A 14,849-nucleotide genomic window follows, 5' to 3' on the forward strand; every position below is an offset into this window, starting at 1 on the left:
CTTGCCTTCCTTGAAAACAACCCGTCTTTTTGCGCGCTCTTATCTGATTACTATGGTGCTGTCGTTTAATTGTGAGTAATTGAATTTCTTTGAAAAGCTCATTACTTTCAGTACGTCGGTTATCGGCTGGTTATCCAGTGTAAATGAAATTTTCTCTGTTGAGAGATTTTCTTTTTCTATGATGATATGCTTTCTGTATTTTCTTTCAAGCACGTTAAAAACCTCGGATAACAGCTCGTCCTCGAAAACCAGGCGGTTGTCTTTCCATGATGCAATGGCCGGCTTGCTGATTTCAGCCACCTGGATTTTTGCTGTTTTTTCGGGAAGTACCGCCTGTTCGGCAGGCAGCAGCAGCAATGCCGGCGATTCCGGTTTGTCACGAAGCGTCACGCCGACTTTCCCCGTCTTGACGGAGACTTTGATGTGGCGGTCGTTTTTGTAAGCCTTTACGTCAAATGAAGTTCCGAGTACGGTAATATCCAGCTTTTTGGCATGCACGACAAACGGCTTTCCGGACAAATGCACAATATCAAAAAACGCCTGCCCTTCCTTTAATACAACTTCTCTGGTTTTTCCTGCAAAATGATCGGGATAACGCATGCTGGAACCGGCATTCAGCCATACCGACGATCCGTCGGGCAAGTGTACTTTCAGCGTTTTGCCCAAAGGCGCCTGCACCAGATGCATTTCCGGACTGGCCGGTTTATGGCTGTTTGTCCAGAACAAAAATCCTGCGATGATCAATGCGGCTGCTGCCGTTGTCCAGTTTACCAGTCTTTTCAGCAATATCCAGTCCGGATTTCGGTTTCCGGGCTGCTGCATGGCTTTCAGCCCGGACAGCATGCGTTTTTTTATTTCATCAGCAGTTTCGGGATTGTTGGTAAAAACCGTTTCCGGTGGCTGTTCATCGGAAGCCATTTGGTCGTACCAATCATGTAAAATCTTTTTTTCTTCCTCCGAGGCCGTTCCGCTCACGAATTTTCCAGCAAGCTGCCTGATGTATTCCTGTGTCATTGCAAAGCGGATTTAGCCTTTGCATTACTTAGAGTAGGAATTCTTGTAAAACCCCTTAGTTGAAAATATAAAAACAGGGATTTTTGTTAAAGCCAATTAAAATTTGGGATAAAAGGAGGTTCAGAGTAGAAAGTGAGCAACGCTGCTAAGGTTTTCCCTGACCATTTTTAATGCTTTGGTGAGATGTGCCTCGGCGGTTTTATGCGATATGTTGAGTTCTTTGCAAATGTCGGACAAAGAGCGGTCCTGCAATTTGTTGTACTGAAACACAAGGCGGCATTTTTCAGGCAGCTTGTTGGTAAGATTCCGGATAATTTCCAGCAAAAGCCTGTTTTCAATTTCCTGATCCATGGAAACCGAGCGTACGGCCTGCTCTTTCATGGTAAGTTCCAGTTCCAGCGCCTGTCTGGATTTGGCAAGATAACGGTAAACCTCGTAGCGGAGCATAGCCGCCAGGTACGGCTTCACGGACTGGATTTCCAGTGTCTGCCGCTTGATCCAGAACAGCATAAAAGTGTCCTGTGTGATTTCTTCGGCTATTTCTGCGGATTTTACCAGCCGGTGCGCTGCATAAAAAAGCTTGTCCCAGTAGCGGTTGTAAATTTCATCAAATGCACCTTCTTCTCCGTCCTTCATCAAAGCGGCAAGCTCTTCATCGGAGAAGTTTCGGAAATCATTCATTTTATTTACAGGTCGTTTAGGAGCGCGCTTATTTGTTTACCAAATATAAAATAAATTAACCGACAGCAAACGGGAATATCATACAATTGCAATATTAAAAATGGCGCTTGAAGTTATATGTAAGATAATTTTCTATTAATAATAAAAATATCAATATTTTATTTTGTGGTAATCAAGTTTATCCATTTGGTACTTACATTCGCTTCTGGGCATGCATACGCGGGGTGGCGGTAACTTTGCATCCGTGTGGGTGTTTTTAAAGGTTTGCTGATCTATTTGCAGGCATTTTGTAACATTGCCGGAATTATGGCCTGTTTTCCAAAGTTCGCCAAAGCAGAAAAAGTTCCTCTGGATTTACTTAAAAGCTTGTTTGTCAGCATAAAGGATTTTATGAATTAAGGAAATAATTATCTTGTGCGAAAATGAACGACAGGCAAAACATCACTTTAAATTAGGAATATGCAGGAAGACATCCTTTTCCAGATCAGTAACAAATTAAAAGAAGTAAGAAAAAATAAAGGCGTGACGCTTCAGGAAATCGCGGACGAAGCGGGCGTTACCAAAAGCCTTGTCTCGCAGATTGAAAACAGCCGGACTATTCCGTCACTGCCCGTTATGCTCGGACTGATCAAGGCGCTTGACATAGACCTGAATGTTTTTTTCAAGGACATTATTTCCACTGCGCCCGGCGAAAATGTGCTTATCCGGAGAAAGGAAGAATATCAGCCTTTTACAAAGGAAAATGCCAAGGGTTTTTTTTACCAGCGCATTTTCAGCAAGCAATTCAAGGACAATCATATCGACGTAGTGCTGCTGCGGCTGGAAAAAGATGCGCGCCGGCCCATGGTCCGTACCAATGCGTACGAGTTCAAATATGTGCTTCAAGGTTCGGTGGAATATACGGTCGGGAAAAACAAGTATGTTCTGAATCAGGGCGATTCCATGTTTTTTGATGCCAACGAGCTGCACAATCCAAGGTGCATCGATTGCGGCGAGGTTTTGCTGCTTGTCATTTATTTCTTCAATGAGGCGCAGTAAACGTACTTTGTTTTAAATTCTCTCAAAAGTTAAATATTAATTAACATTCTCTTAATCTGATTTCGGTTTTTGTGCTGCATCTTTGTATGCTGAATAATGTAAATGAATGTTTACTTAACATTTGGTGCTATTTTATTTGCATTCTGAATAATAAACTTATATTTTTAAGCCTCATAAGATTTACAGCCGAATTTTTAGCAACTTGAATCGTTTAATATTACTTTACAATATTCAGGATTTATCATTTTGGTTTAGGTAGCATATAAGTTTAAATCAGTTCACTAATATTCAGGTAAGATGTTTACAGAACTTGTTGTTTTTGACATGGCGGGAACCACGGTCAGGGACAAAAATTACGTGGGAATTGCATTTCAGCAAGCCATGAAATCGCGCGGCTACGACATTACGCCGGAAGATGTAAATCCGTTGATGGGTTATCAGAAACCGCTGGCGATAAAAATGATTCTCGAGATGCGGGAAGAGGATAAAAGCAAAATCACGGATGCACTGATTTCGGAAATCCATGCGGAGTTTGTGCAGCACATGCTTCATTTTTACAGTACGACACAGGACATTGCGCCGCTTCCGGGTGTGGAGGAAACTTTTGGTGCATTGCGTAAAAAAGGCATTAAGATAGCGCTGAACACCGGCTTTTCCAGAGATATCGCGGATGTAATTGTGGACCGGCTTGGCTGGAAGGATAAAATAGACATGCTGGTTGCGAGTGACGAAGTGCCAAACGGCCGGCCATACCCGGACATGATCCGGAAAATCATGCATGCGCTGAAAATTGATTCTCCCGAAAAAGTGGCGAAAGTAGGTGATACCGAAGTAGATGTGAATGAAGGCATCAATGCCGGCTGCAAGTATGTGATCGGGATTACAACGGGCGCTTTTACGCGTGAAGAATTACTGCCTTACGGCCCGACGCACATCATCGACAACATTGCGGACATAATCGGGATTATTTCAGAGAGCAATGCGTATGCGGCTCAGAAAAGTTTGTAGGCGATTAATTTGAATCAGAATGAATAAATCTGCTATTGTCATCGGAGCAGGAATTGTCGGGCTTGCAACCGCAAGGGCGCTGGCTGTCAGAAATTATAAAGTAACCGTTATTGAAAGGTCGTCCAAGGCAATAGGCGCTTCCATCCGTAACTTCGGAATGGTGTGGCCGATTGGTCAGCCGGAAGGAAAGCTGTACGAAAGGGCTTTGCATGCCAAAAGCATCTGGAAAGAAATGCTGGCGGGAGCCGGATGCTGGTCGTATGAAGGCGGAAGTCTGCATATGGCTTACCGGCAGGATGAAATGGAGGTGCTGGAACAATTTGCGGCAGTAAGCCAGTACAGGCCGGTCAGCGTGCTGAGTGCGGAGGAAACTTTGGCAAAATCACCGGCAGTTAACGGCAAGGATTTGCTTGGTTCCCTGTTTTCGGCAGATGAAATGATTGTCGATCCGCGGGAAGCAATTGCCGAAATTCCCGGATTCCTGCAGTCGGCTTTGAATGTTGATTTTATCTGGGATACGGCCATTTCGGAAATAGATTATCCGAATGTTTATTCCGGTAGAAAAAGCTGGTCGGCGGACGAACTATTCGTTTGCAGCGGACAGGATTTTGAAACGCTTTATCCTGAAAAATTTTCCGAGGCGCCGCTTACCAAATGCAAGCTTCAGATGCTCAGGCTTGAAGCACAGCCGGATAACTGGAAAATAGGGCCATCATTGTGCGGCGGACTTTCACTTATTCATTACCACGGGTTCAGAGCGGCAGCGTCCCTGGCCGGGCTGAAAGAACGCTACGAAAAAGAATACAGCGAATATTTGAAATGGGGAATTCACGTCATGGCTTCACAAAACGGGCTGGGCGAAATCACAGTCGGTGATTCGCACGAATACGCACTGACGTTCGAGCCGTTTGACAGAGAATTTATCAATACGATGATTCTGGATTATCTCGGAACATTCGCACAGTTCAGATCGCCGAAGGTTTTTCAGACATGGCACGGAATATACCCGAAAATGACCAACGGACAGTCGGAAATCGTAATAAAGCCGGAAAGCGGGGTAACGATTATCAACGGTTTGGGCGGCAACGGAATGACCTTGTCATTTGGCTTGTGCGATGAAGTGATTGGTGGTACTTACCGGGCTTTATAGAAGGGAAAAGTCAGATGTAGCACAGTGCTGAAAGCATAAAAATATGGATCAGGAATGCAGGACGGGCTTATAAGGTCGGAAGCCAGCGGATTTTGTTTTGATTTAACAGCCGGAGTTTTTCAACAGACTTGCGGCCTCAGCTGAACACAATAAACCAATCATATTTATGAAAGCTACATTTACTGAATCCATTCCTCTGATGCGGTACGGATGGCTTGCCTTGGGCATGATCGTCACGACCCATGCAGCGCTGCTGGCCGGAGGTACGACAAACCGGCTTGCCTCAGAAAACAAAATAACAGGAAATTCAGGGAATTCACGTGCTGCGTATGTCGGTATAACGTTAGGGAAAAAGGCGACTTCAGTCCTGGATGTAAACGGTGTTGTCAGAGATAAAAACGGTCAGGCGCTTCCCGGTGTAAACATCATTGTAAAAAATTCCCAGAAAGGAACTACAACGAATGCAAACGGCGAATTTTCCATTTCCGTTGATTCGGAAAACGACGTGCTGGTTTTTTCTTTTATCGGATATAAAACGCAGCAGTTTGTCGTCGGAAACCAGAAAGAACTGGCAATTACGTTGCAGGAAGATACCAACGTACTGGACGAAGTTGTCGTAACGGCTTTGGGTATAACAAGAGAGAAAAAATCGCTTGGCTATGCCACGCAGCAGGTTACCGGAGAAATACTGAACGAATCGCCAGCCACGAACTTTGTCAATAACCTTTCGGGGAAAGTCGCCGGCGTGAACATCAGTAGCGCAGGCGGTGTGGGTTCTTCTTCCCGGATTACGATCCGCGGAGAATCTTCCTTGTCCATTATGAGCAATCAGCCGCTTTTCGTCATTGACGGCGTGCCCATCGGCAATGACGGCACGAGCAACACCGGAAGTGCCGATTACGGAAACAGTTCTTCGGAAATCAATCCCGCCGACATCGAATCCATTAATGTGCTGAAAGGCCCGGCCGCTGCTGCCTTGTACGGCTCGCGTGCCGCGCGGGGTGCCATTGTGATTACGACCAAAAAAGGCAGCAACCGCAAAGGGCTGGGCGTAAGCTTCAATTCCTATTTCTTTGGCGAAAGTGTCGGAAGACTTCCGAAATTTCAGAACGACTTCGGGCAGGGAAACAACGGCAAATACGAGGGTTCCAACTTCGGTGCAAGCTGGTCTGCGTACCCGAGCGGCGATAACGACGATTACGATGAAAGCTGGGGCCCGCGCATGAACATCGGGACTACGGAAGCGCAGTTTGACTCACCGACTACAAACGGTTTCCGCGGCGGCGACGTTGCCATCAACAACCGGGGTGATATCATTCGGACACCATGGGTTTCACAGCCGGATAACATCAAGGATTTTTTCAAAAGCGGATCCAAATATTATAACAACCTTGCATTTTCCGGCGGCAATGAAAACGGCGATTACCGGCTTTCACTGACTTCTCTGAATGAAAAAGGCGTTATCCCGAACAACAACCTGAACCGTTATCAGGTCAATCTGAACAGCAGTTATCATCTTACGAAGAAACTGACTTCTTCCATTAATATCAATTACGTAAAACAAAGCAGTACCAACCGTCCCGACAACGGCTACGGCCGCAATACGTTCATGTATTTTTTTACGTGGATGGGAAGAAATGTCAACATCAACAGTCTGCGGAATTACTGGCAGCCGGGGCTGGAAGGCGTCAGGCAGTTTCAGTACAACTATGGCGAAAACCACAACAATCCTTTTTTCCTGCAGTATGAAAATACCAAAGGCCAGAACAAGGACCGCGTTTACGGAAACATTGCGCTGGAATATGCCTTTACCGATCACCTGAAACTGAAACTGCGTTCTGCGGCGGATCTTTACAACGATTTCCGGCCGATGCAATGGGCGGTGAGCACCGTGGATGTGGAAAGCGGAAGTTACTCATTTACCGAAATCAAGAACGAAGAACGGAACACAGATTTTCTTCTAACGTATACCAATGCATTTGGTAACGGTGATTTTGGCTACACCTTTTCAGCCGGCGGCAACCGTTTCGACAATTCCGGACACAGCGAAAGCACCACTGCGCCGCAGCTGCTGATTCCCGGCATTTACACGATCCAGAATGCGGCGAGCCCTTTAACGGGTTATTCCAGCAGCTATAAAAAGCGGATCAACAGCGTTTACGGCGTGGCTAATTTCAATTACAAAGATCTGGTTTATCTGGACATCAATGCGCGGAATGACTGGTCGAGTACGCTTCCAAAGAATAACAATTCCTACTTTTATCCGTCCGTTGGCCTGAATACAAACCTTAAAAGCATTCTGAATCTGCCGAAAGGAATCAGTCAGGCGCAGTTGCGCGGAAGCTGGGCGCAGGTCGGAAACGATACGGGTCCTTATTCCATTTACAATACGTACGGCAATGCAAGTCCGTGGGCAAACAACTATGCGCTCGTTGGGCCGGGATCGTTGCTGAACCCGAATCTTAAGCCGGAAATCACTTCTACGTATGAGTTTGGAGCGGCAGTCGGCTTTTTTAACAATCGTCTGGGGCTGGATGTGACTTATTACGATATCCGTTCCAAAAACCAGATCATCAGCCTGCCGCTTGTTCAGAGTTCGGGTGCAACTTCCAAGCAGATCAATGCCGGACAAATCAAAAATACCGGTGTGGAGATCATGATCAATTCGACACCGGTCAGTACGGCCAGTTTCAAATGGAATTTCAATATCAACTGGTCGCATAATACCGGAAAAATCGTTTCGCTGACAAGCGAGGTGGACAAGATCGTTCAGGCTGCGCCGGGTGAAGATGCGTCCATTCAGGCGAGAGTAGGCGAGAAAATGGGTGCGATCTGGGGCCCGGGTTATCAGCGCGTTGCGGACGGACCTATGAAAGGCGAGATCATTATTTTTAACGATGCTTATCCGCGGCCGACTTCCGAAGACATTCATCTTGGAAACTATAACCCGGACTGGATCGCAGGGATTTATAATCAGCTTACGTATAAAAACATCAGTCTGAACTTTGCTTTCGGCGGTCAGTTCGGCGGCGAATTTATTTCCCGTTTTTTCAACAAGGCGGCGGGAGCCGGACAATTGGAAGAAAGTGCAATGGGCCGTTCTGCGCGTGCTGCCGGAACGGAATATGACGCACCGTATTACATTCCGGGCGCTGCACAAATGGAAGACGGAAGCTTTCAGCCGAATAATACAAGCACGGACGGAACATACAGCGCAGGCGTTTACGGAACCAATGCCCGCTATTTTATCAAAAAACCGTTAGACCATATTTCAGAAGCACAGATTTTCAGTTCCACGTATTTCAAGCTGAGAGAATTGTCGCTCGGGTACAGCTTACCGACCAAATGGATTTCGGGCAAGTACATTAAAAATGCAAGGATTTCCGTAACGGGAAGGAACCTGCTGTTATTTACGCCGAAAAGCAACAGGCATTTTGATCCGGAAGTGGCCACAGCTACATCGGGCGGCGGTCTGATCCCCGGTTTTGAAAATATGAGTACGCCTTCCACAAGGGAAATGGGTGTGAGTATCAATCTGAATTTCTGAACAGTTTAAAACCTTGTGATCATGAAAAAGTCTTGCTATATACTCTTTTTTGTCCTGCTTACGGGAGTAAGCTGTACAAAGGATTTTGAAGAAATCAATACCAATCCCAATTCGCCGGATAAAGTGACCAATGTCGGTCTGCTTTTGCCAAACGTGATCCGCAGTGCGGTAAACAGCCATTACGACAATTCCTACAACCGCGGAAGTGTCGCTGCCAACATGCTGGCTTCCGATTATGCCAGTAATTTCAGCAACTGGGCGCGTTCGGATGCAAGCAGTTATTTTTTCTGGAATTATTATGATTACATCCGAGATCTGAACGAGGTCATCAGCATTGCCGAAACGCAGGATCAGAAAAGTTACAAAGGAATTGCATTGGTGCTCCGTTCCTGGATGTTTCAGTGCCTGACTGATCTGTACGGCCCGATTCCTTTTCGGGAAGCTGCCAATGCAAAGCTGACGGGCATCAGTGCGCCGAAATTCGAGCAGCAGGAAGCGGTGTATGCCGGCTTGCTGGCCGATCTGGAAGAAGCCAATAATCTGCTTGGAAGCACAAACGAGCCTGTAACCGGCGATATTCTGTACAATGGAAATATGGCGAACTGGAAAAAGTTTGCAAACAGCCTGCGATTGCGTTTGCTGCTGCGCCAGTCAGAAAGAGTAGATCCGGCTGCGGCCATGAAAGCCATTGTTGAAAATCCTGCCAAATATCCGTTGTTCACTTCCTACGAAGATCAGGCAGCATTGCAGTATCTCGTAGATCGTCCGTCGAACGAATCTCCTTTTTACCGTTCCGGCAACGGCGGAACCAATACAAAAGTCACCAAGCAATTGGTTGATTATCTGAAAGCATTGAACGATACTCGATTGTATGCTTATGCATTGCCAACACCTGCAAGCAGCGCCGTGGATGCAAACGGCAACCGCCCCGATCCTAAAAACTTTCAGTATGCGGGCGACCTGAACGGCATCGGAAATTTCCCGGACAACAACCTTACTTCGCCGACGGGCATGTTGTGGATGTCTATTCAGTATTCACCCGATCTGGCGTCTGCAACGGCCGGACAGGGAATCATCATCAGTTACTCGGAAGTACAGTTTATTCTGGCGGAAGCAGCTGAAAAGGGATTTATTGCAGGCGGATCGGCAGCGGCGGAAACGTATTACAAAAACGGCATCAAAGATCAGTTCAAGTATTACAGCAGCCGCATTTCGTCCAACTTGGCAACTTCTTATCTGAAACTTACGCCCGCGAGCATTTCGGTGAGTGACAGCTATTTTACACAACCCGCCGTTGCCTATGCCGGAACGCAGCCGCAGAAACTGGAAAAAATCGCCCTGCAGAAATGGATCTCACTTTATATGGTCGGTTATGAAGCCTGGTCGGAATGGCGGCGCACCGGATTTCCTGCTATTCCCGTTGGCCCGATTGGTCCCGGTTATGTGCCAAGAAGGATTTTGTACCCTGCGGATGAAATCAGGATTAATCAGGCAAATTACAATGAAGCCGTAAGCTGGCTTGGCGCAGATGATCTGAAAACGCGCGTCTGGTGGGATAAACAGTAATACGTTAACTTAAAAACTATGTTATCAAAAGTATTGTGCATGCTGTCATCGGTAAGTTTGCTGATGACGGCATGTACCAAAAGTTCCGAAGAAAAACCTTCCGGCATTGAGCATGTAATTGTGATTGGCGTGGACGGACTAAGCCCGGACGGCATTCAAAAAGCCGAAACGCCGCATCTCGACAATATGGTTGCCAACGGCAGCGTCAAATGGAATGTGCGTTCCGTGCTCACTTCCAGCAGCAGCCAGAACTGGGCTTCCATGATTATGGGCGCCGGACCGGAGCAGCACGGCATCATCAACAACGACTGGGAAATGGACGATCACACGTTGCCGCCGGTTGTGGAGGAAGCAGACGGACGTTTTCCGACCATTTTCAGTATTCTTCACAAGAGTAAACCGGAAGCAGAGATCGGAACTGTTTATCACTGGGACGGATTTGGCCGGTTATTTCAAAAGAATGCCGTTAATTATGACAAGCGTTTTTCAACAGAAGATTCCACTGCCGCCGATTTTATCAATTATATCAAAACAAAAAAGCCCGTTCTCGGTTTTGTTCATTTTGATCACGTGGATCATGCGGGGCATCACGGCGGGCACGGTTCGCCGGAATATTACAAAGCGGTTGCCAAAGCGGATTCGCTGATCGGGAACATACTGGCGGGAATTAGGGCAGCGGGAATCGAGGATAAAACGCTGGTGATTGTTTGGGCGGATCATGGCGGGATCGGGTACGGACATGGAGGCGCCACGCCGCAGGAAGCCGAAATTGCCGGGATTTTTTACGGAAAAGATGTTAAAAAAGGGTATAAAATTGAGCAGCAGGTTTATACGTACGATCTGGCGTCTACAATCGCCTTTGCGCTTGATGTTCAGCAGCCTTATGCGTGGATCGGCCGTCCTGTAAAACCGGTTTTTGAAGGATTAAAAGAACCTGAAAATCTGTGGCTTGGCGAAAAAAGGATTGCTTCTCCGGTTATTTACCCCGAACGGAAATTGTATCAGCAGGCTGGCGGATTGTATACAGATCAAACGGCTTCTGTCAAAATTGATACGAAAGCTGAAAACAGCGTAACAAGATACACGACGGACGGAAGCGAGCCGGACAGCACATCGGTAGTTTATAAAAATCCTTTTACGGTAGCTAAAACGACGGTCGTAAAAGCAAAATCATTTAATAAGGAAGGCAAGGAAAGTTTGTCGGAAACTGCTTATTTCAGGCTGGTGAAATCAGGGTCCGGCAACGGGCTGAAAACTTCTTTTTACCAGGGCAAGGATCTGAACAAAATGCCTGATTTTTCCGGAATGAAAAAAGGCAAAACCTGGACAAGTGCCGAATTTACTATTAACCGGGACCAGCTTAATGCGATCCTCGAGAAAGACAATGCCAGCTTTGCATTGCGGTTTGAAGGTTTTATACAGATAGACAAGCCGGGAAAATACCTTTTTGCAACACAGTCGGACGATGGCAGTAAACTCTATATCGACGGCAAGGAAGTTGTGGATAATGACGGAAATCACGGCGTAACAGAAGCAACCGGAAGCATGGAACTGACCGCCGGAAAACATCCGGTAAAAGTTGAATATTGTAATAATGGCGGCGGGTTCTGGCTGGATGCTTTTTACAAAGGTCCGGGAATTGCCAAACAACTGATTCCCGCGGATAAACTTTTTACAGAATAACCCACTATTCCTATACCTTTCGATCCATCAAGTCCCCGGATGAAAGTCCGGGGCATTTTTAAAAAATGACAGAAACCCATAACAGAACCGAAGGCGATATCAACCTTTCTGCGGCACGGCGAAACTGGTATTCCGTCATGAATGATCCGGATACGCAGCATTACCTTCAGGAAGACGCCGAGTATTTTCTCCATCAAGCCTTATCCACGCCATGTCTGGATGTACTCGCTTCCTGCGAAGGTATTTACCTGACGGATATTCAGGGGAAACGCTACATGGATTTTCACGGGAACAACGTACATCAGCTCGGGTACCGCAATCCTTATATTGTAGATAAAATAAAGCAGCAGCTGGATGTGCTGCCGTTCTCACCGCGCCGGTTTACCAATGTGCCGGCCATCGAGCTAGCAAAAAAACTGGGCAGTCTTTTGCCGGCTGATCTGAACCGCGTGCTTTTTGCGCCCGGCGGCACTTCTTCCATCAGTATGGCGCTTAAGCTGGCCCGTGTCGTCACGGGAAAGCATAAAGTAATTTCGCTATGGGATTCTTTTCACGGCGCATCGCTGGATGCCATTTCCGCAGGCGGCGAGCTGGATTTCCGCAAGGATATGGGTCCGCTGATGCCGGGCGTAGAGCGCATTCCGCCGCCCATGACATACCGCGGGCCGTTTCTGGCAGCGGGCAGCGGTGATCTTCCGTATGCGGAATATCTTGAATACGTCATTCAAAAAGAAGGCGATATCGGTGCGTTCATGATTGAAACGATCCGGAACACGGACGTGCAGATTCCTTCGCAGGCTTACTGGAACAGAGTCCGGGAAATATGTACAAAGCACAAGGTTTTACTGATTCTGGATGAGATTCCGATTGCTTTCGGACGCACCGGGAAAATGTTTGCATTTGAACATTACGGCATTGAACCGGATATCATTTGTCTCGGAAAAGGGCTGGGCGGCGGTGTGATGCCGATGGCCGCCATTGTGGCAAGAAATGAGTACAACGTTGCCCGAAGCATTTCGCTTGGTCATTTTACGCATGAGAAAAGCCCGCTGGGAAGCGTAGCCGCGCTGGCCATGTTCGAGTTTATGGAACAAAATCATATTCTGGAGAAAGTGCAGCAGGACGAACGGTTTATGGCATCCGAAATGGAAAAACTGATGGATAAATTCCCGCTGATCGGGGATGTGCGGGGAATCGGGTTGTTGTGGGGCGTGGAGCTTGTGAAAGACAGGCAAACCAGGGAAAAAGCCATTGAAGCAGCTGAAACGGTTATGTATGAATGTCTTAAAAACGGATTGAGCTTTAAAGTTTCACAGGGAAATGTACTGCAGTTATCGCCTCCGCTGATCATCAACAGGGTGGAACTGAAAGAAGCATTGCGGATTCTTGAAAATGCCCTAAGTACCGCGTCAGGCGTTCTTTAAAACCTAAATTCCGGATTATGCGTCTGAAAGAGATGTTGTTGCGTTCCAACGCGTTTTTTATTTCGTGGGCTGTTATTGCTTCGTTTGGTACCTATTTCTGCATGTATGCATTCCGGAAGCCGTTCAGCGCAGGACTTTACGAGGGTCTGGAAATAGGAAATATCGGTTACAAAGCCATCCTGATCATTTCTCAGGTTGCCGGTTATACGTTGTCCAAATTTGCCGGCATCAAGGTCATTTCCGAGCTGCGGCACCGTTCCAGAATCCGGCTTATTATCTTACTGATCCTTGTTGCTGAAGCTGCACTGCTGCTGTTCGGACTGGTGCCGTTTCCGTACAACTTCATTTTTCTGTTTATCAACGGATTGCCTCTTGGCATTGTTTACGGCATTGTGTTCAGTTTTCTGGAAGGACGGCGATTTACGGAAATGCTGGCTTTGGGATTGAATATCAGCGTAGTGGTTGCGTCGGGAATCCTTAAAACCATTTACATCGAACTGCATGGATTATTTCCGGTCATTTCGGAATTCAGTATGCCTTTCTTTATGGGATTATTATTTTTACCGCTGTTCCTGATCTTTGTCTGGATGCTTTCGGTGATCCCGGAGCCCAATGCGGAAGATATCCGTTTAAGGACAAAAAGGCTGCCCATGACGCAGGAAGACAAGTGCGCCGTCATGCGGCAATTCGGATTTCCGATCGTTTGTCTGGTTCTATTCTATGCTTCCATGGTCGTGCTGCGTGATTTTCGGGACAATTTCACTATTGAGATCTGGAATGAAATCGATATGCATTGGGCGAGCAGTGTTTTAACCACAACCGAAATGATCAGCGGCATCATCGTGCTCGTTATTATCGGCAGCCTGGCCTTTGTCCGGGATAACGTAAAAGGTTTCAGGTTAACCAATTTTATTCTCTTCCTTTCCATTTGTCTGATCGGCTCGGGCACTTTGCTGTTTCAGAAGGCGCTCGTGAGCGGTTTTTTATGGATGCTGCTTGTGGGTTTGGGAACGTTTCTGGCTTACACCGTTCTTCAGACCGTTATTTTTGATCGCATGATCGCTCTTTTCAGGATCAAGGCCAATGCCGGTTTCTTTATTTATATCTGCGAAAGCATCGGTTATATGGGCAGCGCCGGCTTGCTGCTGTACAAGGAATTTTTTATGAAGGAAATGAACTGGTCCGCCGTTCTGATGCAGTTTACATACGTGCAGTTTTTCACCGGGTTCCTGCTGCTTCTGGCGAGCAACATTTTCTTTGAGCGTTACAGGCAGCAAAAAGAATCGGAAAGCGGGCCGCTGCAAGCAGTATAAATCTTCAACAAAAAAAGAGAGAACAAGCCGTTCTCTCTTTTTAAATCTCAATTCACCTTAATAACTTGTTTACTTTACTATTTTGCTACTTTAAGTGCTACAATAGATGCTTTTTGCGCAGGCGTATATTTTCCGTAATCATTGCTGGTTTTGGTACGCTTCGGTGCCGGTGTTTCCAGAACAGGTTCGGCTGGCGGCAGGTTTTTTACTCCGGACTTGTTTTTATCTTCCATATGGCCAGCAAATACGATAGAAGTGCTCAGCGCCATAGCGGAAACGAAAGTTGTTAGTACATTTTTCATAGCTGAATTATTTTAATTCTTCTCTTTGTCTTATTCGACGTCACAAACTTAATGCATTTCAAAGGATGGAAAATTCATGTGTTGAATGAGCGATATATATTCAAGATAGATGGTTTAAGTTGA

General features: G+C 46.6%; 11 protein-coding genes. 8 read left to right on the top strand and 3 right to left on the bottom strand.

What is annotated here, in order from left to right; genetic code table 11:
• Positions 1-39 precede the first annotated feature (39 nt).
• Entirely contained in the window at positions 40-1,014 is a 975-nt protein-coding gene (locus FEM55_RS08105; RefSeq protein WP_138280838.1) for a FecR family protein, read from the bottom strand.
• 120 nt (positions 1,015-1,134) lie between these two features.
• A complete protein-coding gene (locus tag FEM55_RS08110) occupies positions 1,135-1,695 on the bottom strand; it encodes an RNA polymerase sigma factor (protein WP_138280839.1) in 561 nt (186 codons plus the stop codon).
• A 459-nt stretch (positions 1,696-2,154) separates the two neighbouring features.
• Here FEM55_RS08110 and FEM55_RS08115 point away from each other — a divergent pair, with 459 nt between their 5' ends.
• From FEM55_RS08115 to FEM55_RS08150, 8 genes are all read left to right on the top strand, one after another.
• Complete coding sequence (locus FEM55_RS08115; RefSeq protein WP_138280840.1) at positions 2,155-2,733, top strand: helix-turn-helix domain-containing protein; 579 nt, start codon at positions 2,155-2,157, stop codon at positions 2,731-2,733.
• A 297-nt stretch (positions 2,734-3,030) separates the two neighbouring features.
• A complete protein-coding gene (locus FEM55_RS08120) occupies positions 3,031-3,741 on the top strand; it encodes an HAD-IA family hydrolase (protein ID WP_138280841.1) in 711 nt (236 codons plus the stop codon).
• A 19-nt stretch (positions 3,742-3,760) separates the two neighbouring features.
• Entirely contained in the window at positions 3,761-4,891 is a 1,131-nt protein-coding gene (locus tag FEM55_RS08125; RefSeq protein WP_138280842.1) for a TIGR03364 family FAD-dependent oxidoreductase, read from the top strand.
• Between the two features lie 166 nt (positions 4,892-5,057).
• A complete protein-coding gene (locus tag FEM55_RS08130; RefSeq protein WP_138280843.1) occupies positions 5,058-8,438 on the top strand; it encodes a SusC/RagA family TonB-linked outer membrane protein in 3,381 nt (1,126 codons plus the stop codon).
• Between the two features lie 21 nt (positions 8,439-8,459).
• A complete protein-coding gene (locus FEM55_RS08135) occupies positions 8,460-10,004 on the top strand; it encodes a SusD/RagB family nutrient-binding outer membrane lipoprotein (RefSeq protein WP_138280844.1) in 1,545 nt (514 codons plus the stop codon).
• Between the two features lie 39 nt (positions 10,005-10,043).
• Positions 10,044-11,687: an alkaline phosphatase family protein gene (locus FEM55_RS08140; RefSeq protein WP_229209150.1), complete on the top strand. Its 1,644-nt coding sequence runs from the start codon at positions 10,044-10,046 to the stop codon at positions 11,685-11,687.
• Between the two features lie 65 nt (positions 11,688-11,752).
• A complete protein-coding gene (locus tag FEM55_RS08145) occupies positions 11,753-13,111 on the top strand; it encodes an aspartate aminotransferase family protein (RefSeq protein WP_138280846.1) in 1,359 nt (452 codons plus the stop codon).
• A 17-nt stretch (positions 13,112-13,128) separates the two neighbouring features.
• Entirely contained in the window at positions 13,129-14,424 is a 1,296-nt protein-coding gene (locus tag FEM55_RS08150) for a DUF5690 family protein (protein ID WP_138280847.1), read from the top strand.
• 77 nt (positions 14,425-14,501) lie between these two features.
• On the opposite strand, the gene FEM55_RS08155 is transcribed toward FEM55_RS08150, so the two are convergent.
• Positions 14,502-14,726, bottom strand: a complete 225-nt coding sequence (locus FEM55_RS08155) for a hypothetical protein (RefSeq protein WP_138280848.1) — start codon at positions 14,724-14,726, stop codon at positions 14,502-14,504.
• Between the last annotated feature and the right edge of the window lie 123 nt (positions 14,727-14,849).

Source organism: Dyadobacter sediminis (assembly GCF_005860765.1).
Taxonomy (GTDB): Bacteria; Bacteroidota; Bacteroidia; order Cytophagales; family Spirosomataceae; genus Dyadobacter; species Dyadobacter sediminis.